The sequence below is a fragment of the Aeromonas sp. 602200 genome, from assembly GCF_049173895.1.
Lineage (GTDB): Bacteria > Pseudomonadota > Gammaproteobacteria > Enterobacterales > Aeromonadaceae > Aeromonas > Aeromonas veronii_A.
Genome location: NZ_JAAKSL010000003.1, coordinates 79,784 through 101,867, shown reverse-complemented (window position 1 = coordinate 101,867; position 22,084 = coordinate 79,784). Strand labels below are relative to the sequence as shown.

The window sequence follows — 22,084 nt, the reverse complement described above, 5'->3', positions numbered from 1 at the left end:
TTACTTCTCCTGTTCGGCAATCTCTTGAACCCAGGGACGATGCCACTCCCGCATCAAGAGCTCGTTTCGAAAACGCATCAGGGTAAGGGCCCCGAGAAAGGCAACAAACGCCAAGATCATGATGAGCAGTGGCCAAAGCATCTCGGGAGAGATGGAGGGTTTGTCAAACTTGGTGATAGTGGCCCCCTGGTGCAAGGTGTTCCACCACTCCACCGAGTAGTGAATGATGGGGAGGTTGATCACCCCCACCAGTGCCAGAATGCCGGCAGCACGGCCAGCAACCACCTTGTCACTGAAGGCGTTGTAGAGGGCAATCACGCCGAGATAGAGAAACAGCAGGATCAGCTCAGAGGTGAGCCGTGCATCCCACACCCACCAGGTTCCCCACATGGGCTTGCCCCAGGCGGCACCGGTAAACAGTGCAATAAAAGTGAACACAGCGCCGACAGGTGCGATAGCCGCCACCGTCATGTCCGCCATCCGCAGTTGCCATACCAGCCCGATAAAGGCGGCAACTGCCATGGTGGAGTAGGCCCCCATCGAAAGAATGGCGGAAGGAACATGGATATAGATGATCCGGAAGGAGTCACCCTGCTGATAATCGGCGGGTGCAAAAGCCAGTCCCCAGACAGTGCCGATGATGAACGATAGCAGACTTATCACAGCAAACCAGGGCAACAGGGTCCCAGCCAGCCGATAGGCCCGTTCGGGTTTAGCGTAAGGGTGCAACCATTTCCACATAACTCACAAACCTTTTTGTTATTAATTGTTTGGCGAGGCCTAACATACTGACCTCGGGATAACATCAAATACCTCGAAAGCAATAAGCGGCAATCCGCTTGATCCATCGCAACTTTATTTCTGGAAAAGAATGCCCCATGCGAAACCATGTTGCGTTCTACCAATAGATCATCAGTTAAGACTGACCCTCAATGCGGCCGAAACGGCCAACGGCGTCAGCGTCAGGGCACCAACCAGCATGGCGGCCAGAATGGCAAGCTGTCCGCCATAGGGCAAGCCCATCCCCGCCGCATCAATTGCAGAGGTGGCAAAAATCAGTACCGGAATATAGAGCGGCAGGATAAGCAGACTGAGCAGCACTCCGCCCTTGCGCAACCCGACCGTCAGGGCAACCCCGACTGCACCGAGCAGGCTCAGCACCGGTGTGCCGAGTGCCAGAGTGGCGACTACCGCCAGATAACTGTTCATATCCAGCGATAGCAAAATTGCCAGCAAGGGCGAAATCAGCAGCAGCGGCAATCCAGTCAGTAACCAGTGAGCAATCACTTTGGCCAGCGCCAGCAACCCGAGTGAATGGGGCATCAACATGATCTGCTCCAACGAACCGTCGCCAAAGTCGTCGCGAAACAGTCGCTCCAGCGACAGCATGGCCGCCAGCAAGGCTGCCACCCAGATGATGCCGGGAGCAATGCGAGCCAACAACTTGGGCTCAGGGCCGATACCGAGTGGGAACAGGGTGATGACAATAAGGAAAAACCAGAGCGGGTTAAGAATATCTGCACGCTGGCGCAGGGCCATCAATAACTCGCGGTGGATCAAATACATGACGGCACGCAACATCGAAACTACTCCTGCAGCAAGGGCGTAAGCGAGAGTGTTTTCAGTCGACCCTGCATCAGCGTCATATCCTGATGAGTGGTGAGGATCACCATCCCCCCCCGCTCGGCATGAGCCAGAAACAACCTCTCCAGCACCTTGACCCCCTGCTTATCAATGGCGGTAAAAGGCTCATCCAGGATCCAGAGAGCCGGTTTGTCACTGAGCCAGAGCCTGGCCAGAGCCACCCGACGCTGTTGACCTGCCGAGAGCTGTCCGGTCGGGTTCTCTTCAAAACCGGCCAACCCAACCTGGGCAAGCACCTGCCACAAATCCACTGTCTGCCGGGATACATGATGCAGCTTCTGATAAAAGGCGAGATTTTCGAGCGGAGTCAAGGCAGCTTTGACCCCGGGCTGATGACCGAGATAGAGCAGATTGGCATGGTACTCATCACGGCAATGGCGAATATTTTCACCATTCCAGCACACTTCACCGGAAAACGGCTGAGACAGGCCAGTCAGCAGACGCAGCAGGCTGGTCTTGCCAACCCCGTTGGGACCTTCAATTTGCACCAGATCACCGGGAACTACCGCAAAGGAGAGATGTTCAAACAGAGTGCGATCTTCACGCACGCAGCTCAGATTGTTAACTTGAAGCAGCATGGAGATTTTTTCAGAGAAAATGAAGCGGCTTGCATCTTAACACAGTATTGGAATACGTCTTTTCCAAGATGCCCTTCATCCACTGTTTTTGTGGAGAAGATCGCGCACAAGGAAAAATAGGCGTGGAAAATGATGACAATCAAAGGCATCCAAATAGATCAAACTGGAAACCTCATAACAAACCAGTATTAGCAAATAACTATTCTTCTCGATCACTGTACATGGCGCTCCATGAAAGAGCGCCATACATGCAACAGAAAAAATTCAGGAAGGCAAGTTGCCTTCCTGAATCATCAAGAGCGGCCTTTTCGCAACGATATCAAGAGCTCGGCTTCTGCCTTTGGCAACTCGCACTCACTCATGACCTCATCAAGGTCGGCGCCCAGTTCGACCATCTTGGCCGCTCGACTGTAAAGCCGTCGCTCGGGATCCTGCATGGTCAATTCTTGCTGGCGTTCATTGACCTGCTGCATCGCCCCTTCTACCGACTGTAACCGCTGTCCCATGCCGATGGCGCCGGTATGAAGCTCCATCATCTGCTTGCGCAAGCTTTCCAACTGACCTTGCAGCGTTGCCACACTAGCCTCGGACTCCTGCTTGCTACGCTTGCTCTTGAACCAGATATAAGAGGCAAACGCCAAGGCAATCAGGGACAACCCCAAGGCAACCATCTCGATTATCAAAACATCACCTTACTTATCAGAGGGAACCGATATCTTCCCACTCTTCATCGGAGAGCAGCTTGTTCAAGTCAACCAGGATCAGCAGTTGCCCATCACGGTTGCTGACCCCCTGAATGAACTTGGCGCTCTCTTCGGTACCTACAGCTGGAGCAGCATCGATTTCGGAAGATTTCAGATATACCACTTCTGCCACGCTGTCGACCATGATGCCAATCACCTGCTTCTCGGCTTCGATGATCACAATCCGGGAATTTTCGCTCACATCGCCGGAAGGCAGACCGAAACGGGAACGGGTATCGATGACAGTCACCACATTGCCACGCAGGTTGATGATCCCCAGTACGTACTCAGGCGCACCCGGCACCGGTGCAATTTCGGTGTAGCGCAACACCTCCTGAACCTGCATCACATTGATGCCGTAGGTTTCGTTTTCCAGCTGGAAGGTTACCCATTGCAGCACTTCATCTTCGGCCAGATTCTGTGCGATATTGCGCTTTTCTGTCATGTTTTTATTCCTTTTATGAAAACGTCTACTGCTAAAACTAGCAATAAAACAGCTCGATTGCAGAAGTTATCAGCGACCTTCTATGTTAACCCCACGCTCCAGCAACAAGAGCAGTTCACGAACGTGTAACAGGGCACACATTTTTTCTTTGACCATGCCCGCCAACCAAGGGCGCTTGCCCTCCTGATGGCGCCATTTAACCTGGTCACGGTGTAACAATTCAGTCCCTTTGAGATGGTGGCAGGCTAATCCCCACGGCGATTCACCAAGCATAATCAGATACTTGTAATCATCCATCTCGAGATGCTGACCCGGCATGACCCACTGGGCGGTATCGACCACATTCATCTTCTGCTCGCGAGAGGTCATGATCCCCTTGTACCAGCCCGGCTGGCCAAACAGGGAGGTGATCTCGCCCAACTGGTGAATACCACCAAGCTCGGTCAACGGCACCGCAAACGTCACGCCCGCGACTTCAAAAAAGAGGGCCTGAAACTCTTTACCGGTATCGATATTCTCCCAAGTGACAGGTTCAGTGGCTTCTACCGGAGCAACCTCCAGCGCAGTTTTAGTCAAGATGGTGGTGTTGGGCTCTGCAACTTCGGGCAGCAGCACCTCCTCAGGCCATTCAGGCTCTACCGGCAACAATGACTCCTCGGCCACAATCTCCAATGGGGCCGTCAGTGTCACCTCCTGGGTGAAGGCATCATTTTCAAACTGAACTTGTCCCACCTGAGCCAACAGTTCGCCAAGCTGGGCAAGGCGTGGATCACTTTCCAAATAAGGTGCAGCAACCACCTCGGGGACGCTGTGGGGCTGACGTTGCAACTGTAAAACAGGGGCGGATTGAACCTCTTCCACCTCATCCAGCACCAGCGGCTCATCGAGCAGCAGGGAGTGGAAATAGTCATCCATCGCCCGTACTTGAATGGTATCTCTCATGCCGTCACCTCATGAACCCGTTGCCGCTCAAGGGCATCAAGATGGTTGAGCAGCGTCTCATAGGCATAGGTTCCACGACTCCCGGGAGAATAGATAGACGGGGGGATATGCAGCAAGCTGGCATCCCGAAACTTGGTATCAATAGGGATCACCGCATTCCACACTGAATCTCCATATTGATCCTTGATCGACTTCAAGGTCATCAGAGAGGCACGGGTGCGCTTGTCGAACATAGTCGGGATCACGGTATAACGGAATTTGTCACGCTTGGAACGCTGCATGATCTCGAATGTCTTCATCATCCGCTCCAATCCTTTGAGAGCGAGAAACTCGGTCTGAACCGGCACAAGAATACGATCGCAGGCAGCCAGCGCATTGACCATCATCACCCCAAGCACAGGCGGGCAGTCGATCAGCACATAATCATATTGATCCTGAATGCGCAGCAGCGCCCGCTTCAGCACCAGCCCCATTCCCTCACGATTTCCCATTACCCGATCAAGAGTCGCCAGGGTAATAGATGCGGGTAGTAAATTGATATTCTCGAACTTGGTCTTGAGCGTCAGTTTATTGACAAGCTCGGCTGTCGGTTTGACAGCTTGAAACAACTCATAGAGGGTTCCATCCAGACGATCTGAATCAAAATCAAGATATGCAGTCAGCGAGGCGTGAGGATCGGTGTCAATCAACAGCACTCGCTGACCACGCTGGGCCAGGATCCCGGCAAGCGAGACCACTGTGGTGGTTTTACCCACACCACCTTTCTGGTTGGCAACCGTCCAAACAATCACTGTATCAATCCTGCCTTGTTGTTATACGTATGCCGCCACCGGGCAAAGAGATAACCTTTATCTCTCCAGCATCCACCGCCTGCTGCACCACAGGAACCGGTTCGGCAACCACCGGGGGCTTTACCGCCACAGGAGCTGGCGGCACCCAGGCGAATTTGGAAATTGCGACCACAACCTTGCGATTTTGCAGCCGGCCTTGCTCAGTGCTGTTATCGGCAAAAGGGGAAAACTCGCCATATGCCTCAAAGGCCAGACGCTGGGGTGCGATGCCATCAGCAATCAAGCCATTGAGCACCGCTTCGGCCCTCGCAGCAGAAAGCGCCCAATTAGAACGATAAATTTCATTATTTATCTGTTGGTTATCTGTATATCCTCGGACCCTTATATAGTTATCGACCGGTTTGAGAATACTTGAAAGAGTATTGATTACCGGTGCAGCATTCGGTCCCATAAAGGCGCTGCCACTGCCAAACAGCAGACCTGAACTGAGTTCCACAGTCAGCCAGTTCTCGTCTTGCGTCATTTTGACTATCCCGGCATCCACCAGTGACCCCATGCTCTCTTGCAACTGCATATCAAGTTTGGCAAGTGTCGTGCCATCTTGCAGCACAGGGACACCAGAAATGGGGGCAAGTGAAGGAGAGGGGGACGTTGCGCTTTCCAGCAACGAGGGGGAGGCAGAAACAGCATTCTCCAACAGTGAATTGCCCTGCCCCTCCAGCAGACCATCACTGCGAGACTGCATGACACTGAACGCCTGACTCATGCCATCTATCACCGCACGATATTTGTCCTTGTTCACCAGCGCAACAGAGTAGAGCACCACAAACAGAGCAAATATCAGCGTCATGTAATCGGCATAGGAGACCAGCCAACGGTCAAGGTGTTCACGCCCCTGCAAGTGCAAACGATAGCGCTTGCGCATGGCTACTCTCCTTTCAAATAGGCCCTGAGCCGACGTTCAACCTGTAAACCATTCTCACCATGGGCAATGGCTAACAGCCCTTCCAGGGTCATCTCCTGAAACAGTGCATAGTGATAGTGAAACGCTCGCAACCGGTTGGCTATCGGTAGATAGATCAGGTTGGCAAACCCGACACCATAGATGGTTGCCACAAATGCCACTGCGATGCCAGCCCCCAGAGCAGATGGCTCTTCAAGATGAAACATGGCCTGGATAAGGCCCAAGACAGCGCCGATAATCCCGATTGTCGGACTATATCCCCCCATGGCTTCGAACACCCGGGCCGCATGTTCATTACGCTCCTGCTCGATATCGATATCGGCTTCGAGCAACATGCGAATATCCTCCGTGGAGACACCATCGACAATCATGTTCAACCCTTGGCGGGTAAAATGGTCCTCCTCCTGCTCAGCCTGATTTTCGAGGGCCAGCAGCCCCTGCTGGCGTGCAAAGGCAGCCCAGGATTGTAGCCGTTCAGCCTGGGCAGAGAGATCCTGCCGTGGCGGATTGAAAATCCATAGACACTGGCGCAATGCCAGCAAAACAAACTTGGCAGGGGTCTGCAATGTAACGGCACCAACTGTACCGCCAAGAACAATGAGAAAAGCAGGCCCGTCCAACAACGTCAACAGGGAGCCACCATGCCACAGCTGGGCAATAGCAATAGCCCCCAGTGCGAGGAGCAGACCGAGCAAGCCCATGATTAGCGCCCCAACTCAACCAGAATACGCTGGGCCACCTTGTCCAGAGGAAGTGATTCACTGGCAATACCTGCCTTTGCAACCGCTTGAGGCATGCCATATACCACGCAGGAAGCCTCATCCTGAGCCCAGATTGTAGAGCCCTGCTCTTTCAGCAGTCTGGCACCATCACGGCCATCAGCCCCCATACCGGTTAGCACAATCGCCAATACCTTGTCGGCATAGGTCTTGGCAGCAGAGGCAAAGGTAATGTCCACGCAAGGCTTGTAATTTACCTTGTCGTTGCCATCAACGATGCGAATACGGGCGCCTGCACCACGACCCTCCAACAGCATCTGCTTGCCACCGGGGGCCAGGTAGGCATGGCCCGGTTTGAGGACGTCTCCATCCTCGGCCTCCTTGACACCTATCTGGCATAACCCGTTTAGACGGGCAGCAAAAGCTGCGGTGAAGGTGGCAGGCATATGCTGGATAAGCAATATTGGGTGAGGAAAATCCCCTGGCAACTTGGTCAGCACATTTTGCAAGGCTACCGGGCCGCCGGTAGAAGTCCCGATCGCCACCAATTGATAACTCTTGCCACTTCGCTTGAATGAGGCACTTGGCACAGTGCGTTGCAGGTCAGGCTGACGCTCTGAAGATCTGGGCGCAGTGCTACCCAGCGGAGCACGAGCAACCGGTTCAGGTGCTTTGGGGCGAGCAGCGGATGTCATCAGGAAGCGCTTGCGGGAGATCTCTTTCACCCGTTGTTGCAACAGTCTGACCGCTTCGTCCTTGTCTCTGGCAATGTCTTCAAATTTTTTGGGCAAGAAGTCAAGAGCACCGGCGTCCAGTGCATCCAGCGTTGCCTTGGCGCCTTCATGAGTCAGGGAGGAGAACATCAGAATGGGAGTTGGACACTTGGCCATGATCTCCCGCACTGCACTGATGCCATCCATCACGGGCATCTCGATGTCCATGGTGATCACATCAGGGCGCAGCGACATGGCCTTGTCTACGGCTTCACGCCCATTCTGAGCAGTATCTATCACCGTCAGCATGGGATCCTGATTGATTATCTCGCTCACCCGGCGGCGAAAGAAGCTCGAATCGTCGACAACTAATACCTTGACTGCCATTGTTATTTTTCTAACTCCTTGGGCCTGAGCGATTAATGTCTACGCGCATATGCTTTGAGCAGACTCGGTACATCCAGAATAAGGGCAATACCGCCATCGCTGGTAATGGTTGCACCAGCCATCCCCGGGGTGCCTTGCAGCAGATTATCGAGCGGCTTGATCACCACCTCTTCTTGACCAATCAAGCTGTCGACCACAAACCCGATTTGCTGAGTGCCAATCTGCACGATCACCACATGCCCGGTATCCTGACGTGAGCGCTTGTTGGTACCACGGATCAACCACTTGTGTAGATAAAAGAGGGGAATCGCCTTATCACGCACAATGATGGTGAGCTGACCATCGACCATATTGGCCTTTTTCAGATCCAGATGGAAAATCTCGTTCACACAACCAAGGGGAAGAGCGAAGGTCTGCTCACCCACTTCAACCATCAGGGTCGGCAGAATGGCTAGCGTCAACGGAACCTTGATTTCGAGACGGGTGCCTTTCCCCCAGGTAGAATCGATGTGCACTGACCCATTGAGGCTGACAATACTGGTTTTAACCACGTCCATTCCGACACCACGGCCAGAGATATCGGAGATCTCGGACTTGGTCGAAAATCCGGGGGCAAAGATCAGGTTATAGGCATCGTTATCACTCATGCGCGCGGCAGTATCTGCATCCAGCACACCGCGGCTGATGGCAATAGACTTGAGTTTTTCCGGGTCCATCCCGGCGCCATCATCCTCAATGCAAAGCAGGATATGATCGCCTTGCTGGGAGGCGCTAAGGGTGATCGTCCCTTGCCGCGGCTTGCCCGCTTTCTCCCGCACATCCGGCATTTCGACCCCGTGATCGCAGGAGTTGCGAACAAGGTGAACAAGAGGATCGGCGAGCGCCTCCACCAGGTTTTTGTCGAGGTCGGTCTCTTCCCCAACCATCACCAGCTCAATCTCTTTTTTGAGGGTTCTGGCCAGATCACGTACCACGCGCGGGAAACGACCAAATACCTTCTTGATTGGCTGCATGCGGGTTTTCATCACCGCACCTTGCAGGTCAGCCGTTACCACATCCAGATTGGCAACCGCCTTTGACATCTCTTCATCATTACTGGCAATACCCAGACTCACCAGCCGGTTACGAACCAGTACCAACTCACCTACCATGTTCATGATGACATCGAGAGTCTTGGTATCCACCCGCACCGTCGTATCGCTTTGCACGGCACTGTTTTCGGCAGGAGCTGGCGTAGCCTTGGCGGCAGGAGCTGATGCCTTGGCTGCTTCGGCAGGTTTTGCGGGGGCAGCCTGTGCAGGTTTGGCTACAGGCGTTGTCGGTTTGGGCGCAGTCACCGCGGCAGGTGCGGCAGGTGCGGCAGGTGCGGCAGGTGCGGCAGGTGCGGCAGGTGCGGCAGGTGCCATACTACTCTGAGGACCTTGGCCACGACCATGCAATTCATCAAGCAGACGCTCAAACTCATCATCATCGATAAGCTCGTCCACCTCTTTTTGCACCGATTTCAGAGGATTCACCTCTGGCGCCCCCATGTGCTGTCCCTGGCCATGGAGCTGGTCCAGCAAGGCCTCAAACTCATCATCGGTGATATCGCCAGATTCGCCAGCAACAGTCGCTCCTGGCGCACTCTTGGCTGGTGTGCCCCCTACGCCATGCAGCTCATCCAGCAGACGCTCGAATTCATCAGCTGAAATCTCGTCTATGGATCCGCCCCCGTTAACAGGAGCAGGATCGCTGGCCTGGTTTATCGGTTCAACAACCTCGGGGTCGGAGAGAACATCAACAACAGGAGTGACAGCCTCCTGCTCCATGGCAATAGCGCCACTTGTCGCGGTTCGGAGTTGCTCTTCTCCTTCAGGCTTGCACAACTCGTGGAGGTCATGGAGCAGATCATCAGACGCAGGACTTGGCGCTTCACGGTTTTGTACTTGGGCGAACATGACGTTTATGGCGTCCAGCGCTTGCAGGATCACGTCCATCAGTTCGGCAGTCACGGTTCGCTTGCCATTACGCAAGATATCAAATACGTTTTCAGCGCCGTGGCATACGTCAACCAACTCCCCCAAAGACAGGAAACCGGCACCGCCTTTTACGGTATGGAAACCGCGAAAGATGGCATTTAACAGATTCTTGTCATCAGGCCGCTTTTCCAAGTCGACCAGTTGCTCAGACAACTGTTCCAATATTTCGGATGCTTCGACCAGAAAGTCTTGCAGTATGTCTTCATCAACTTCGAAGGCCATGCGTCACTCCATTAGAATCCCAAGCTAGACAGCAGATCGTCCACATCATCCTGACCATTGACTACATCGGCACGCGCCTCTGGATTCATGATTGGGCCTTCGGCTTCAATCCCGTTCACAGGGAGAGTACGAGTTGAATGCTCAGCTGCAGCCTCACCAAACATAGTCAGCATTTCTATTAATTTTGTTTCAACTTCCTGAACCAGTTTTATGACCTTGCGGATCATCTGGCCTGTCAAATCCTGAAAGTCTTGTGCCATCAGAATTTCTGTCAGCAGTTGTCGTAACTTATCGGCATCTGACTCAGAAGCCTTAATGAAATCATCAAGTTGATGGCATAAGGACTTAAACTGCCCCACGCTCATATCCCTGGACATCAGTGCATTCCAGTTGGGCATCACCAGCTGGATATTATCATTCAGGCGATCCGCTATTGGCAGACTGGCCTCTACCGCATCCATGGTGCGATTGGCAGCCTTGTCGGTCATATCTATGACGTAATTGAGGCGCTCCCTCGCATCGGGAATGTCATGGGTGGCCAAATCGGGAATTCGGGGGTCGAGACGAAATTCTTGAAGTGAGTTATGCAGTTGTCGGGTCAGCTGACCAACTTTTTCAAATAGATCGGCTGCGTTGGGGGCACATACATTGGCAAGCAGTTCATCGGCCAGCTCGAATTCACCTTGCTCCAGATGAGCAACAAGCATCCTTGCCTGGTCGAGCGAAATCATTGCTTTCGTTTTGGCCATCATCCCTGCTGCTCCTTAGCCAAGGCGTTCAAAAATTTTGTCGAGTTTTTCTTTGAGCGTTGCTGCAGTGAAAGGCTTGACGATATAACCGTTAACGCCGGCTTGCGCGGCTTCGATGATCTGCTCGCGTTTGGCTTCTGCCGTCACCATCAGTACCGGCAGATGCTTGAGCTTTTCATCGACACGAATGGCTTTCAGCAGGTCGATACCTTGCATGCCTGGCATGTTCCAGTCGGTAACCACAAACTGGAAATCACCATTTTTCAGCATCGGCAATGCTGTGTTGCCGTCATCCGCTTCATGGGTATTGTTGAACCCAAGGTCGCGAAGCAAGTTCTTGATAATCCGGCGCATCGTTGAAAAATCGTCAACAATGAGGATTTTCATGTTCTTGTCCAAAATTCCCTCCTCAATAGCCACCTCAGTGGCTCACTTACATGATGCTAAAAACGGGTTGTGTCATGCGGATTATGCCTTAGAGTTTCATCTCAGTGTAGCCAGTACAAACACTTATAGATGCCAATCTCTCAAACGAGCGCGTAGTCTGTGCATTGCCTGACTATGTATCTGACTCACGCGCGACTCACTCACATTCAAAACCTCGCCAATTTCACGTAAATTCAGCTCTTCATCGTAGTAAAGAGAGAGAACCAGGGCTTCTCTCTCCGGTAAGCGACCAATTTGCTCCGACAGTTGAATTTGAAATCGTTCTGTGGCCAGTTCATCAAACCCCGAGCCTGACGGAGCTTCATCAGGGTTACCGATCACATCCTCACTGACCCCCAGATCCTCGATACCGATGATCTTGCCACAGGAGACATCCTGCAGCATGACATGATAATCAGCGAGAGAGACCCCCATTTGCGCTGCGACTTCCGCGTCGCGAGCATCCCGTCCATTGGCTTGCTCCACATTTTCGATCGCTTCGGCAATCGCTCTGCTGTTTCGATGCACGGAACGGGGCACCCAATCACCACGCCGGATCTCATCCAGCATGGCACCACGGATACGAATCCCAGCATAGGTCTCGAAACTGGCTCCCTTGCTACCATCAAAGTTCCGTGACGCTTCGAGCAGCCCAATCATACCTGCCTGTATCAGGTCATCCAGCAAGACACTGCTTGGCAGGCGAGCCAGCAAATGCTGGGCAATCCGCTTGACCAGTGGAGCATGGCGCTCTACCAGCAGATAGGAATCCTGATGACGCAAGTACGCTTGGGCTTTATTCACGGGAACCTTCCTGTGTGGTGGCCTGAGTCTGCAACAGATTCTCCAGGAAAAACTCCAGATGACCGCCAGGCTGGTTTGGTACCGGCCAGCTAGCTGCTTTGTTGGCCAATGCGCGGAAAGCCAAAGCCGCCGGCGACTTGGGAAACGCCTCGACAATCAGTTTCTGCTTGCGCACGGCTGCACGCAGATTGGTGTCATAAGGCACGCAGGCAACCAGTTCCAGTGACGTATCGAGGAAACGATCGGTTACCCGGGTCAGCTTGGCGAAAAGCTCCTGCCCTTCACGCAGGCTGCGCACCATATTTGCCACTACCTTGAAGCGAAATACACCGTGCTCTTTGGAGAGGATCTTGATGAGGGCATAGGCATCGGTAATGGAAGTCGGCTCGTCACACACAACCACCATGATGTCCTGCGCAGCACGGGTGAAACTCAACACCATGTCCGAGATCCCCGCCGCCGTATCCACCATCAGAATATCGACCTGGGTCTTCATCTCGCTGAAGGCGCGGATCAGTCCGGCATGTTGTACCGGTGAAAGCTCGACCATGGACTGGGTCCCCGAGGTTGCAGGCACAATCATCATGCCATACGGTCCCTCAACGATAATGTCGTCGATAGTGCACTCACCTGCCAGCACGTGAGAGAGATTGCGATGAACCCGCAGCCCCAGCATGACGTCGACGTTGGCCAGACCAAGGTCAGCATCCAGCACCATTACCCGTTTGCCTTGGGCCGCCATGGCTCCCGCCACGTTCAGGGTCACGTTGGTCTTGCCCACGCCACCTTTACCACCGGAAACGGCGATCACTTTTACTCGATTGTTTTGACGCATTTTGCGCAGACCACTCGCCTGATCCATATACATGTTACTCATAAAACTCCGAATCTTCGGCCTCGCCAAAGCCTGTGCCCCAGAAATAGGGCTCTTCTGTTTCTCGCTCCAGCGAGCCCATGGCCGCGCCGACAAGCTGCGCCGCATTGGCAACCTGAATATCTTCCGGAACCCGCTGCCCATCCGTGATGTAACTGATAGGCAAGGCATTCTGGATACACACGTTAATTACTTCGCCCAGATTCAGACTCTCATCCAACTTTGTAAGTATGCAGCCGCTCAAGGGAATGCGCCGGAAATGGTCAACCGCTTCCTGCATTACCCGACGCTGGGAGGTTGCCGACATCACCAGATAGCTGCGGATCCTCACCTTGGCATTCTTGACCAGGGTATCGAGCTGCTCGGTCAGCCGGATATCCCGCTGCCCCACGCCTGCCGTATCGATCAATACCAGCCGACGGTGGCGGAACTGATAGAGGGCATTGGCCAGCTCTTCGGCATCACGCACCTGCCGCACCGGACAGCCCATGATCCGGCCATAAGTCTGTAATTGCTCATGAGCACCGATCCGGTAGTTGTCAGTGGTGATAAGGGCCACCTTCTCGGCACCATACTTCATGGCAAAACGGGCGGCTAATTTGGCGATGGTGGTGGTCTTGCCCACCCCGGTCGGCCCCAGCAGGGCAACGGCGCCCCCCTGACGTAAAATCTCGTCCTCGCTGATCTTGAGCTGAGCCGTCAACACTTCCGCCAACTGGGCCATCGCCTGATGGATGGGCATGTCTTCAGGGATCAGCCCCGCCAGTTGATCGGCAAACGCATCGTCAAAGCCCATCTTTTTGAGCTCCTTGATCAGCAGAGCCCGCATCGGCTCACGTCGCTCAACTTCCTGCCACATCAGACCGGAGATCTGGTGCTCCAGCAATTTGCGGATACTGGCCATCTCCTTGCGCATCCCCTCCATCTCCTGATCCCGCTGAGCAGGTTGAGAAGAACGCTGGGCGGAGGCAACCCGGGCTTTGGGCTTGACAGGTTCCGGGGCGGCGCCCCATTGCCCCTGCTCGGCCAATGTTCTGGGCGCTGCATTGGCAGCGGCCAGACCGGCCGATTGGGTATTGCCCATTGGCGCCCCATTGCCCGACTTGAGCTTCTGCTGGCGCGCCAGCAAGGCGGCCAGGGTATCGGCATAATGTTCGTTCTGTTCCTGAACCTTTGTGGGCTCGGGGCGGGTCATCTGCCGAGCAGCAGACGAAATATTGACACTCTCATCGTTCAGCTGACGGCGAACCGGCGCATCTTTGGGCCCCGGAACCTGGGATTGATAATCGACTGCGGCGACTATCTCTACCCCTCCGGTGACCTTCTTGTTGGACATGATGACAGCGTCAGGCCCGAGCGTCTCCTTGACCTCGGCCAGAGCCGTTCGCATATCCTTGGCAAAAAACCGCTTAATCTTCACCCGTCGTCTCCGCTAACTAGTTCTGCCCTACCGCACTGACGATGCGGATCTGCTTGTCGTCGGGCACTTCCTGATAAGACAGAACGCGCAATCCAGGAATGGCATTCTTGACAAATTTTGCCAGGGTATTGCGCAAGATCCCCGATGTCAGAAGCACGGCCGGTTGGCCTTCCAATTCTTGTCGTTGAGTGGCTTCCACCAGCGAGCGCTGCATTCGCTCCGCCAGACCCGGCTCAATACCGGCACCATCACCTCCACCCGCCTGCAGGGATTGATGCAATATACGTTCCAATTCAGGTGCCAATGTTATCACCGGTAGCTCTGGGTCTGGGCCGGCAATCTCCTGCACAATCAGACGACGCAGGGCAATCCGGCAAGCCGCGGTGAGCACTTCCGGATCCGGACTGCGCGGCGCGTATTCAACCAGGGTCTGCAGGATAGTGCGCATATCGCGGATTGGCACCCCTTCATTGAGCAAATTCTGCAATACCTTCACAAGGTTACCCATGCTGATCACTTCCGGCACCAGCCCTTCGACCAACTTGCTCTGGTGTTTGCCAATCATGTCGAGCAGTTGTTGTACCTCGTCATGGCCGAGCAACAGTGAGGCATGGTTGGTCAAGATCTGACTCAAATGGGTGGCAACTACGGTCGCAGTATCCACCACTGTATACCCCAGGGTCTGCGCCTGTGACACCTGCTCCTTGGCTACCCACACTGCTTCAAGTCCAAACGCGGGATCCCGGGTAGCAATCCCCTGAATTTGGCCGAATACCTGCCCCGGGTTGATGGCCATCTCTTTATCATGGTAGACGCTGGCCTCGCCGGTACTGACTCCCATCAAGGTGATGCGATATTGATTTGGTGCCAGATCCAGGTTGTCGCGGATGTGGACGGCAGGCACCAGAAAGCCCAGTTCTTGCGAGAGTTTCTTGCGCACCCCTTTGATCCGGTTGAGCAGTTCGCCCCCCTGATTGCGATCCACCAGCGGGATTAGCTGGTAACCCACTTCCAGCCCGATGATGTCTACCGGCATCACATCGTCCCAGCTCAACTCTTTCTGTTCATGCGATGGCTGGTCAGTACTGGTCGGCATCAACTCGCCGCTGGCTGCTTTGGCTACCGCCAGCTTCTCGCGGCGCAGCAGCCACCAGGCTCCAGCGGCAGCGATCGCCCCCAGACTCAGGAAGGCGAAGTGCGGCATCCCCGGCACCAGTCCCATCATCAGCAGGATACCGGCAGAGATGATCAAGGCCTTGGGATTGTCGAACAGTTGGCCCAATACCGCCGTGCCCATATCCTGATCGGTATTCTGACGGGTCACTATGATGGCGGCGGCGATAGAGAGCAACAGGGAGGGGATCTGCGCCACCAGACCGTCACCTATCGCCAGCAGGGTATAGATCTCGGCAGACTCCCTGAAGGTAAGATGATGCTGCATCATCCCGATGATAAAGCCGCCGATGATGTTGATGAAGAGGATCATGATGCCCGCAATGGCATCCCCTTTGACGAACTTGGAAGCACCATCCATAGAGCCATAGAAGTCCGCTTCCTGGGTCACATCCTGGCGACGCTTCTTCGCCTCTTCCTGGTTGATGAGGCCGGCATTCAAATCGGCATCGATGGCCATCTGTTTGCCCGGCATCGCATCCAGAGTAAAACGGGCGCTCACTTCCGCGATCCGCCCGGCCCCCTTGGTGATAACCACAAAGTTGATGATCATCAGGATAGTAAAGACGATGATGCCGACTGCATAGTTACCGCCGATCACCACATTACCGAATGCCTCGATCACATGGCCTGCCGCTGCACTGCCATTGTGACCTTCCAGCAACACCACCCGGGTCGAGGCCACGTTCAATGCCAGCCGCAGCAAGGTGGCCAGCAGCAATACGGTCGGGAAAGCAGCAAATTCGAGGGGACGCCGGGTATAGACGGATACCAGCAGCACCACGATAGAGAGCGCAATGTTGAAGGAGAAGAGCACATCCAGCATCAGTGGCGGGATGGGCAACACCACCATGCCGAGCGCGGCCAATACCAGCAGAGGGGTACCAAGGCCTTTGCTCAATACTCCCCGAGACTGTTTTAACTGGCCCAATACTGCCTTGAATTCCATCGCTCTTCTCAATGTCAACCTGCTGGTGCCAGATTAAAGCAAACATTAAGCCAATAATACAACACATTGAAATACAATGAATTTATTTTGACAACGTCAGAACTTTGTCATTTGCGATATTCGGTCGGAATGGGCAGATCTTTAGCCAGCGGCTGAGGACGGCGCCCCTGGCCACGGCGGAATTTCTTGAGCTGGAAGACATAGGCCAGAACCTGGGCAACCGCCGCAAACAACCCTTCCGGGATCTCGTGGCCCAACTCGGTAGAGTGGTAGATAGCCCGGGTCAAGGCCGGTGACGGCATGATGGGTATCTCGTATTCTCTAGCTATCTCCCTGATCTTCATTGCAATTTCATCAGTTCCCTTGGCCAAGACCTTGGGCGCGGCACCGGGTTTGCCCGCATCATACTTGAGCGCTACCGAGTAGTGAGTCGGGTTGGTGATCACCACATCAGCCTTGGGTACATCCCCCATCATCCGGCGCATCGCCATCTGCATCTGCAACTGGCGGATCTTGCCCTTTACCTCGGGTTTACCCTCGCTATCCTTGAACTCGTCCTTCACCTCCTGCTTGGTCATCTTGAGCTGACGCATATGGTTCCATTTTTGGAACGGCACATCGATGGCCACAATAGGCAACAGGGCACAGCAAAGAATGATCAGCATCCACAAAAAAAGGTCGAGGGCATCTATAATCCCGCCGGGGAATCCCTCCATGGAGAGGTTGAGCAGATGATCAAACTGGCTGGAGAGCATCCACCAGGCAAACAGGGTGATGAACACCACCTTGGCGATGGACTTGACAAGCTCAATCAGTGACTGCACCCCAAACATCCGCTTGAACCCGCTGATGGGGCTCATCTTGCTGAATTTCGGCATCATTGCTTCAGTGGAGAAGTTCATCCCCCCCATCAGGATATTGCCGATAAAAGCTGCAATAGCGACCAGAGCGAATAGCAATCCGAGCGGAAACACCAGTTCCCCCAGCAGCGCCGGCACCATGGCAACCATGGCATTGGGATCGAAAGCCTGCTCTCTGTTCAGCGTGAAGCCCATGGTCACCACCTTGAGCATGGCGCTCGCCAGGTAACCCTTGATAAACAGCAGGCCAAATACGGCTGACAACAGCACACTGGCTGTTCCCAGCTCCTTTGAACGTGCAATCTGCCCTTTTTCACGGGCCTGTTGCAGTCGTTTGCCCGTGGGTTGTTCGGTACGTTCCTGGTCGGTATCAGCCATTGACACCTCCGAAACATTGGGTGTCAATCAGCTCGCAACTGACCTCCTGCACCCGCTCCCACAAGGTGTCGAAATGGCCGAGGAACCCGCCGATCGTAAGCCAGAGGATAAGCAAACCCGACATCATGCTGACGGCAAAACCGATACTGAAAATATTGAGCTGGGGGGCTGCCCGGGTCATCACGCCAAAAGCGAAGTTGATAAGCAACAGCGCCACGATGGCAGAGAGGGCCATCACCAGCGAGGCCTGATACATGACCCCCAGGAACGCGCTCAGGGTTTGCATAGAAGAGAGTGACAGACCGCTATCGGAGATGGGTAGCGTCTCAAAACTGAGGATAACCAGGCGTAGCATCACCAGATGACCATCAAGCGCCAGAAATACCAGAGTCGCCAGCATCAGATAAAACTGACCGACCACAGGGGCCGACTGGCCATTCATCGGATCCACCAGGGTGGCAAAACCCAGACTGGTTTGCATGGCTATCACCTGCCCCGCCATCACGAAGCTTTCCATCAGAAACTGGGTCATCAACCCCAGCGCAATACCGATCAGCAGCTGCTGGCCCAAGACCAGAAAACTGCCGGCAGAGAAGAGCTCCACTGGGGGCATGGGAGGGAGCAGAGGAGCAACCAGAAACGTCACGGCTACCGCCAGCCCCAACCTGATCCGAGCGGCGACCAGCCGGCTGCCAAATACCGCCATCACCATGAAAAGGCTGCTTATTCTAGCCAGTGGCCAGAGAATGGACGACAACCACTCCATGATCAGAGCGGTGGTATAGGTCACCCCACCACCTCGGGAATTTGATTGACCATCAGGATGAAGAAGTCCATCAGACTCTGCATTCCCCAGTGAGCACCAATCCCTAGGGCCAAAAGGGTCACGATGAGACGGGGCAGAAAGCTCAAGGTCTGTTCGTTGATGGAGGTGGCGGCCTGAAAGATGGCTACCACCAACCCGATAGCAAGGCTGGGCAGGATCACGGCGCTGACCATGATATTGACCAGCCAGAGCGCCTCACGAAATACATCGACAAAGGTTTCTGGACTCATGTTCGGGCTCCTTGCATGGGACCGGTTAACCGGCACCCAGTCCGAAACTGTTGGCCAGCGAACCCAGGATCAGGTTCCAGCCATCCACCATCACAAACAGCATCAGTTTGAAAGGCAACGAGACGATCATCGGCGAGAGCATCATCATCCCCATCGCCATCAAGATACTGGCGACCACCAGATCGATGACCAGAAACGGCAAGAACAGCATAAAGCCAATCTGGAAGGCTGTTTTCAGTTCGCTGGTGACAAAGGCCGGGATCAGCACCCGCAGCGGCACATCGGCAGGCTTCTCCACCTGCACGTTGGCGATCTCCATAAAAGTATTGAGATCCTTGATCCGGGTCTGGGCCAGCATGAACTGGTGGATGGGCAATTCAGCCCGTTCCAGCGCCTCCTTGGCCTCAATGGTTTCGGCCAGATAGGGCTGCAGTGCCTCGTCATTTATGCGATCCAGCACAGGCGACATGATGAAGAACGACATGAACAGGGCGATGCCGATCAACACCTGGTTGGAGGGGCTCTGTTGCAGACCGATCGCCTGACGCAAGATACCCAACACTATGATGATACGGGTAAACGAGGTCATCATGATGACCATTGCCGGCAGGAATGAAAGTGCCGTCATCAACGCCAGCACCTGCAGGGTCAGGCTGTACTCCTGAGAGCCATCCCCCATGGTCTTGACGGTCACTGCCGACATGCCGTCCTGCGCCAACGCAGGCCAGGCGCAAAACAGCGAAATCAACAGGCTGGCCAGCAATCCGCTTTGCCACAACAAGCCGTTAGTTTTTTTCATGTTTGCCCATCAACTTACCCAGCTGCTGGGAAAATGCCTGCGGCTGCTGTTCGTCCAGCGGCTCCTCCAGCCGATAGAGAAAGTTGACCTGCTGCGGCGTTACGCCGACCAGCAGCTGCTGCTCACCCACCTTGACCACCAGCAACTTCTCCTTGTAGCCCACAGGCAGCGTAGCAATCACTCTCATCTGCCCGCCCCCCATGGCGGTGGCAATTTTGCTCTTCTTGAGCAAGAAACCCAGCACCAGAATAAGCCCGATCACCATCAGGCTGGAGAGCAGCCAGGAACTCAGGCTGGGAGGGTTGGCGGCCCCCCCCACCTCGGCAAACACCGGCAATGGCAGCCACAACAGCAGCAGACGCATCATTTGAGTTTCTTAATCCGTTCAATCTGGCTGATGACGTCGGTCAGGCGAATACCGAACTTGTCGTTCACCACCACCACCTCGCCGTGAGCGATCAGGGTACCGTTAACCAGCACGTCGAGGGGCTCGCCCGCCACCCTATCCAGCTCCACGACCGAGCCCTGGTTGAGCTGCAGCAGGTTACGAATGCTAATCTGGCTGCGACCGACCTCCATCGAGATGGTGACCGGAATATCCAGAATGGTGTCAAGCTTGCGCCGCTCCTCGGCACTGATAGGGGCATCGTCCTTGAGCTCTTCCAGCGGGGCCGGTTTGGCTTCCGCCGTCACCTGCTCCTCCAGTGCTGCCGCCCAGGCATCAGCCATCAGATCCTCTTCCTCTGTTCCGCTCATCTTGTTTCCTTATACCACTTCGTGACGATCAATAACTGCAAACCGTCGATTAACGCTGTTGTTCTTCGATGCTGCGCTCAAGCTCTTCAAGCTCGGCCTCACCATCGATACGTACACCACCCCGGGTCACCAGATGCATCTCGGTCTTGACCCCTTCCGGGCGCTTGAGCTTGTCGGTGATCTTGAGTGCCACATTCTCCTTGGTCCGCCCCATCTTGGCATGGAAGGTGGGCAAATCTTCCACGTAGACCAGCAAATGTTCGGGCATGTCGACCGGAATAATATCTCCCGGCTGCAGCTCCATCAGTTCACGCAGAGTGAGTTCGGTCTCCAGCAGTTTGGCCCTCAACTCGACCTTTACATCCATGATCTCGTCACGAAGTGCCTTGCTCCAGCGCACGTCTGTGTCACCCTTGTCACTCTGCACACCGGCATCGAGCAGTTCACGGATCGGCTCCAGCATGGAGTAGGGCATGGCCACGTGGAAATCGCCGCCGCCACCATCGAGTTCGATGTGAAACGAGCTCACCACAATCACTTCGGTCGGGCTGACGATGTTGGCCATCGCCGGGTTCACTTCAGAGTCGAGATACTCGAACCCTACGTCCATCACTGGCGCCCAGGCATCCTTGTAATCCTCAAACACCAGTTTGAGCAGCATCTGGATGATCCGTCGCTCGGTCGGCGTGAACTCGCGCCCCTCAATCTTGGCGTGGTAGCGCCCGTCACCACCGAAGAAGTTCTCCACCAGAATGAAAACCAGTCGTGCCTCCATGGTGATGAGTGCGGTTCCTTTCAATGGCCGGAAACGCACCATATTGAGGCTGGTCGGCACGAACAGGGTGTGAACATACTCACCAAACTTCAGCATCTGCACCCCGTTGATGGAGACCTCGGCGGTACGACGCATCATGTTGAACAGGCTGATCCGCATGTGGCGAGCAAAACGTTCGTTCACCAGCTCCAGGGTCGGCATCCGGCCACGGACGATGCGGTCCTGGGAGGAGAAGTCAAACTGGGCAACGCCGGGGTCTCCGGCGCCGCCTATCTCTTCCTCTTCGACATCATCGACACCGTGCAAGAGGGCATCAATTTCGTCCTGACTTAACAGATCGCTCACGCTTCACCTACTGCATTACAAAGCCGGTAAACAGCACTTGTTCGATAACGGGGGAAGAGACCAGGTCCTTAAGCACCCGACGGCACTCTTCCAGTGAATCCTTGCGCAGCTTCTCCTTGCCTTCAAAGGTCATCAGCTGTTCGGCACTGGCTGCACTGAACACCCGCAGCAAGGTGCCTTCAATCAGGGGTATATTCTGTTTGGCCAGCGTCTCGTCGGCGGTGCCGCGCACCATCAGCTGGATCTTGATCTGCACCAGTCGATCCCGCTGGGCTCCCGCGACGTTGAAGACAAAGGGACGCGGCATCCCGACATAAAGGGATGGCTGGGGTGCTTCCACCTTGGGTTTGGCCTCAGCACCCTCCGCCGCTTCGGCAGGGGGGGTATCCGAGCCGGACAGCATAAGCCAGGCGCCAGCTCCACCACCGCCCAGCAAAATGACCGCCAGGGCAATGATAATAATCAGCTTCTTTTTCTTGCCCGCAGCCGGGTCTTTTAGCGTCAATTCGTTATCGTCAGCCATCCCTTGTCCACCCTAGTCTCAAACTTGT

25 protein-coding genes are annotated in these 22,084 nt (G+C 54.7%); all 25 read right to left on the bottom strand.

Annotated elements, in window-relative coordinates; translation table 11 throughout:
• A complete protein-coding gene (locus G5221_RS05810) occupies positions 1–741 on the bottom strand; it encodes a heme ABC transporter permease (RefSeq protein ID WP_216951796.1) in 741 nt (246 codons plus the stop codon).
• A gap of 171 nt (positions 742–912) precedes the next feature.
• Complete coding sequence (gene ccmB / locus G5221_RS05805; protein ID WP_216951797.1) at positions 913–1,581, bottom strand: heme exporter protein CcmB; 669 nt, start codon at positions 1,579–1,581, stop codon at positions 913–915.
• A gap of 5 nt (positions 1,582–1,586) precedes the next feature.
• Complete coding sequence (ccmA, locus tag G5221_RS05800; protein ID WP_216951798.1) at positions 1,587–2,222, bottom strand: cytochrome c biogenesis heme-transporting ATPase CcmA; 636 nt, start codon at positions 2,220–2,222, stop codon at positions 1,587–1,589.
• Between the two features lie 293 nt (positions 2,223–2,515).
• Entirely contained in the window at positions 2,516–2,893 is a 378-nt protein-coding gene (locus tag G5221_RS05795) for a DUF2802 domain-containing protein (protein WP_168769852.1), read from the bottom strand.
• A 28-nt stretch (positions 2,894–2,921) separates the two neighbouring features.
• Positions 2,922–3,410, bottom strand: coding sequence for a chemotaxis protein CheW (locus G5221_RS05790; RefSeq protein WP_005343991.1), 489 nt, complete (start codon positions 3,408–3,410; stop codon positions 2,922–2,924).
• A gap of 69 nt (positions 3,411–3,479) precedes the next feature.
• Positions 3,480–4,352 carry a chemotaxis protein CheW gene (locus G5221_RS05785; RefSeq protein ID WP_421262957.1) on the bottom strand — a complete coding sequence of 291 codons (873 nt, stop codon included), beginning with the start codon at positions 4,350–4,352 and terminating at the stop codon, positions 3,480–3,482.
• Positions 4,349–5,143: a ParA family protein gene (locus G5221_RS05780; RefSeq protein ID WP_005334696.1), complete on the bottom strand. Its 795-nt coding sequence runs from the start codon at positions 5,141–5,143 to the stop codon at positions 4,349–4,351. Before G5221_RS05780 ends, G5221_RS05785 begins: the two co-directional genes overlap by 4 nt.
• A 4-nt stretch (positions 5,144–5,147) precedes the next feature.
• Positions 5,148–6,068, bottom strand: coding sequence for a flagellar motor protein MotB (locus G5221_RS05775; RefSeq protein ID WP_216951800.1), 921 nt, complete (start codon positions 6,066–6,068; stop codon positions 5,148–5,150).
• Between the two features lie 2 nt (positions 6,069–6,070).
• Positions 6,071–6,808, bottom strand: coding sequence for a flagellar motor protein (locus G5221_RS05770; RefSeq protein ID WP_227341082.1), 738 nt, complete (start codon positions 6,806–6,808; stop codon positions 6,071–6,073).
• Positions 6,809–6,810: 2 nt separating this feature from the next.
• The gene (locus G5221_RS05765) at positions 6,811–7,926 is read right to left on the bottom strand and encodes a protein-glutamate methylesterase/protein-glutamine glutaminase (protein WP_227341083.1); all 1,116 of its coding nucleotides are present in this window, start codon (positions 7,924–7,926) and stop codon (positions 6,811–6,813) included.
• Between the two features lie 32 nt (positions 7,927–7,958).
• Complete coding sequence (locus G5221_RS05760; protein WP_421262956.1) at positions 7,959–10,169, bottom strand: chemotaxis protein CheA; 2,211 nt, start codon at positions 10,167–10,169, stop codon at positions 7,959–7,961.
• An 11-nt stretch (positions 10,170–10,180) separates the two neighbouring features.
• Positions 10,181–10,921 (bottom strand): protein phosphatase CheZ, encoded by a 741-nt coding sequence (locus G5221_RS05755; protein WP_216951803.1) that lies wholly within the window; start codon positions 10,919–10,921, stop codon positions 10,181–10,183.
• 12 nt (positions 10,922–10,933) lie between these two features.
• Complete coding sequence (gene cheY, locus G5221_RS05750) at positions 10,934–11,317, bottom strand: chemotaxis response regulator CheY (protein WP_041234108.1); 384 nt, start codon at positions 11,315–11,317, stop codon at positions 10,934–10,936.
• 111 nt (positions 11,318–11,428) lie between these two features.
• Positions 11,429–12,148: an RNA polymerase sigma factor FliA gene (locus G5221_RS05745; protein ID WP_216951804.1), complete on the bottom strand. Its 720-nt coding sequence runs from the start codon at positions 12,146–12,148 to the stop codon at positions 11,429–11,431.
• Positions 12,141–12,983, bottom strand: coding sequence for a MinD/ParA family protein (locus G5221_RS05740; RefSeq protein ID WP_408082997.1), 843 nt, complete (start codon positions 12,981–12,983; stop codon positions 12,141–12,143). The genes G5221_RS05745 and G5221_RS05740 overlap by 8 nt, the downstream gene beginning before the upstream one ends.
• A gap of 34 nt (positions 12,984–13,017) precedes the next feature.
• Positions 13,018–14,442 (bottom strand): flagellar biosynthesis protein FlhF, encoded by a 1,425-nt coding sequence (gene flhF / locus G5221_RS05735; RefSeq protein ID WP_421262955.1) that lies wholly within the window; start codon positions 14,440–14,442, stop codon positions 13,018–13,020.
• Between the two features lie 16 nt (positions 14,443–14,458).
• Entirely contained in the window at positions 14,459–16,564 is a 2,106-nt protein-coding gene (flhA, locus tag G5221_RS05730; protein WP_216951806.1) for a flagellar biosynthesis protein FlhA, read from the bottom strand.
• Positions 16,565–16,671: 107 nt separating this feature from the next.
• Positions 16,672–17,802: a flagellar biosynthesis protein FlhB gene (flhB, locus tag G5221_RS05725; protein WP_421262954.1), complete on the bottom strand. Its 1,131-nt coding sequence runs from the start codon at positions 17,800–17,802 to the stop codon at positions 16,672–16,674.
• Positions 17,795–18,592: a flagellar biosynthetic protein FliR gene (fliR, locus tag G5221_RS05720; RefSeq protein ID WP_216951808.1), complete on the bottom strand. Its 798-nt coding sequence runs from the start codon at positions 18,590–18,592 to the stop codon at positions 17,795–17,797. Before fliR ends, flhB begins: the two co-directional genes overlap by 8 nt.
• Positions 18,589–18,858: a flagellar biosynthesis protein FliQ gene (fliQ, locus tag G5221_RS05715; RefSeq protein WP_005334727.1), complete on the bottom strand. Its 270-nt coding sequence runs from the start codon at positions 18,856–18,858 to the stop codon at positions 18,589–18,591. The genes fliR and fliQ overlap by 4 nt, the downstream gene beginning before the upstream one ends.
• Positions 18,859–18,883: 25 nt before the next feature.
• Positions 18,884–19,657, bottom strand: a complete 774-nt coding sequence (gene fliP / locus G5221_RS05710; RefSeq protein WP_216951809.1) for a flagellar type III secretion system pore protein FliP — start codon at positions 19,655–19,657, stop codon at positions 18,884–18,886.
• Positions 19,644–20,024: a flagellar biosynthetic protein FliO gene (gene fliO / locus G5221_RS05705; protein WP_216951810.1), complete on the bottom strand. Its 381-nt coding sequence runs from the start codon at positions 20,022–20,024 to the stop codon at positions 19,644–19,646. The genes fliP and fliO overlap by 14 nt, the downstream gene beginning before the upstream one ends.
• Complete coding sequence (gene fliN / locus G5221_RS05700; protein ID WP_005343964.1) at positions 20,021–20,413, bottom strand: flagellar motor switch protein FliN; 393 nt, start codon at positions 20,411–20,413, stop codon at positions 20,021–20,023. The genes fliO and fliN overlap by 4 nt, the downstream gene beginning before the upstream one ends.
• A gap of 49 nt (positions 20,414–20,462) precedes the next feature.
• Positions 20,463–21,533: a flagellar motor switch protein FliM gene (gene fliM / locus G5221_RS05695; RefSeq protein ID WP_005343961.1), complete on the bottom strand. Its 1,071-nt coding sequence runs from the start codon at positions 21,531–21,533 to the stop codon at positions 20,463–20,465.
• Between the two features lie 7 nt (positions 21,534–21,540).
• Entirely contained in the window at positions 21,541–22,056 is a 516-nt protein-coding gene (gene fliL, locus G5221_RS05690; RefSeq protein WP_227341088.1) for a flagellar basal body-associated protein FliL, read from the bottom strand.
• Positions 22,057–22,084: the final 28 nt, after the last annotated feature.

Coding starts and splice junctions, on each gene's coding strand:
- G5221_RS05810 (WP_216951796.1), bottom strand. CDS start 741: ATGTGGAAATGGTTGCACCCTTACGCTAAACCCGAACGGGCCTATCGG.
- ccmB (WP_216951797.1), bottom strand. CDS start 1,581: ATGTTGCGTGCCGTCATGTATTTGATCCACCGCGAGTTATTGATGGCC.
- ccmA (WP_216951798.1), bottom strand. CDS start 2,222: ATGCTGCTTCAAGTTAACAATCTGAGCTGCGTGCGTGAAGATCGCACT.
- G5221_RS05795 (WP_168769852.1), bottom strand. CDS start 2,893: ATGGTTGCCTTGGGGTTGTCCCTGATTGCCTTGGCGTTTGCCTCTTAT.
- G5221_RS05790 (WP_005343991.1), bottom strand. CDS start 3,410: ATGACAGAAAAGCGCAATATCGCACAGAATCTGGCCGAAGATGAAGTG.
- G5221_RS05785 (WP_421262957.1), bottom strand. CDS start 4,352: ATGAGAGATACCATTCAAGTACGGGCGATGGATGACTATTTCCACTCC.
- G5221_RS05775 (WP_216951800.1), bottom strand. CDS start 6,068: ATGCGCAAGCGCTATCGTTTGCACTTGCAGGGGCGTGAACACCTTGAC.
- G5221_RS05770 (WP_227341082.1), bottom strand. CDS start 6,808: ATGGGCTTGCTCGGTCTGCTCCTCGCACTGGGGGCTATTGCTATTGCC.
- G5221_RS05765 (WP_227341083.1), bottom strand. CDS start 7,926: ATGGCAGTCAAGGTATTAGTTGTCGACGATTCGAGCTTCTTTCGCCGC.
- G5221_RS05760 (WP_421262956.1), bottom strand. CDS start 10,169: ATGGCCTTCGAAGTTGATGAAGACATACTGCAAGACTTTCTGGTCGAA.
- G5221_RS05755 (WP_216951803.1), bottom strand. CDS start 10,921: ATGATGGCCAAAACGAAAGCAATGATTTCGCTCGACCAGGCAAGGATG.
- G5221_RS05740 (WP_408082997.1), bottom strand. CDS start 12,983: ATGCGTCAAAACAATCGAGTAAAAGTGATCGCCGTTTCCGGTGGTAAA.
- flhA (WP_216951806.1), bottom strand. CDS start 16,564: ATGGAATTCAAGGCAGTATTGGGCCAGTTAAAACAGTCTCGGGGAGTA.
- flhB (WP_421262954.1), bottom strand. CDS start 17,802: ATGGCTGATACCGACCAGGAACGTACCGAACAACCCACGGGCAAACGA.
- fliQ (WP_005334727.1), bottom strand. CDS start 18,858: ATGAGTCCAGAAACCTTTGTCGATGTATTTCGTGAGGCGCTCTGGCTG.
- fliP (WP_216951809.1), bottom strand. CDS start 19,657: ATGAAAAAAACTAACGGCTTGTTGTGGCAAAGCGGATTGCTGGCCAGC.
- fliO (WP_216951810.1), bottom strand. CDS start 20,024: ATGATGCGTCTGCTGCTGTTGTGGCTGCCATTGCCGGTGTTTGCCGAG.
- fliN (WP_005343964.1), bottom strand. CDS start 20,413: ATGAGCGGAACAGAGGAAGAGGATCTGATGGCTGATGCCTGGGCGGCA.
- fliL (WP_227341088.1), bottom strand. CDS start 22,056: ATGGCTGACGATAACGAATTGACGCTAAAAGACCCGGCTGCGGGCAAG.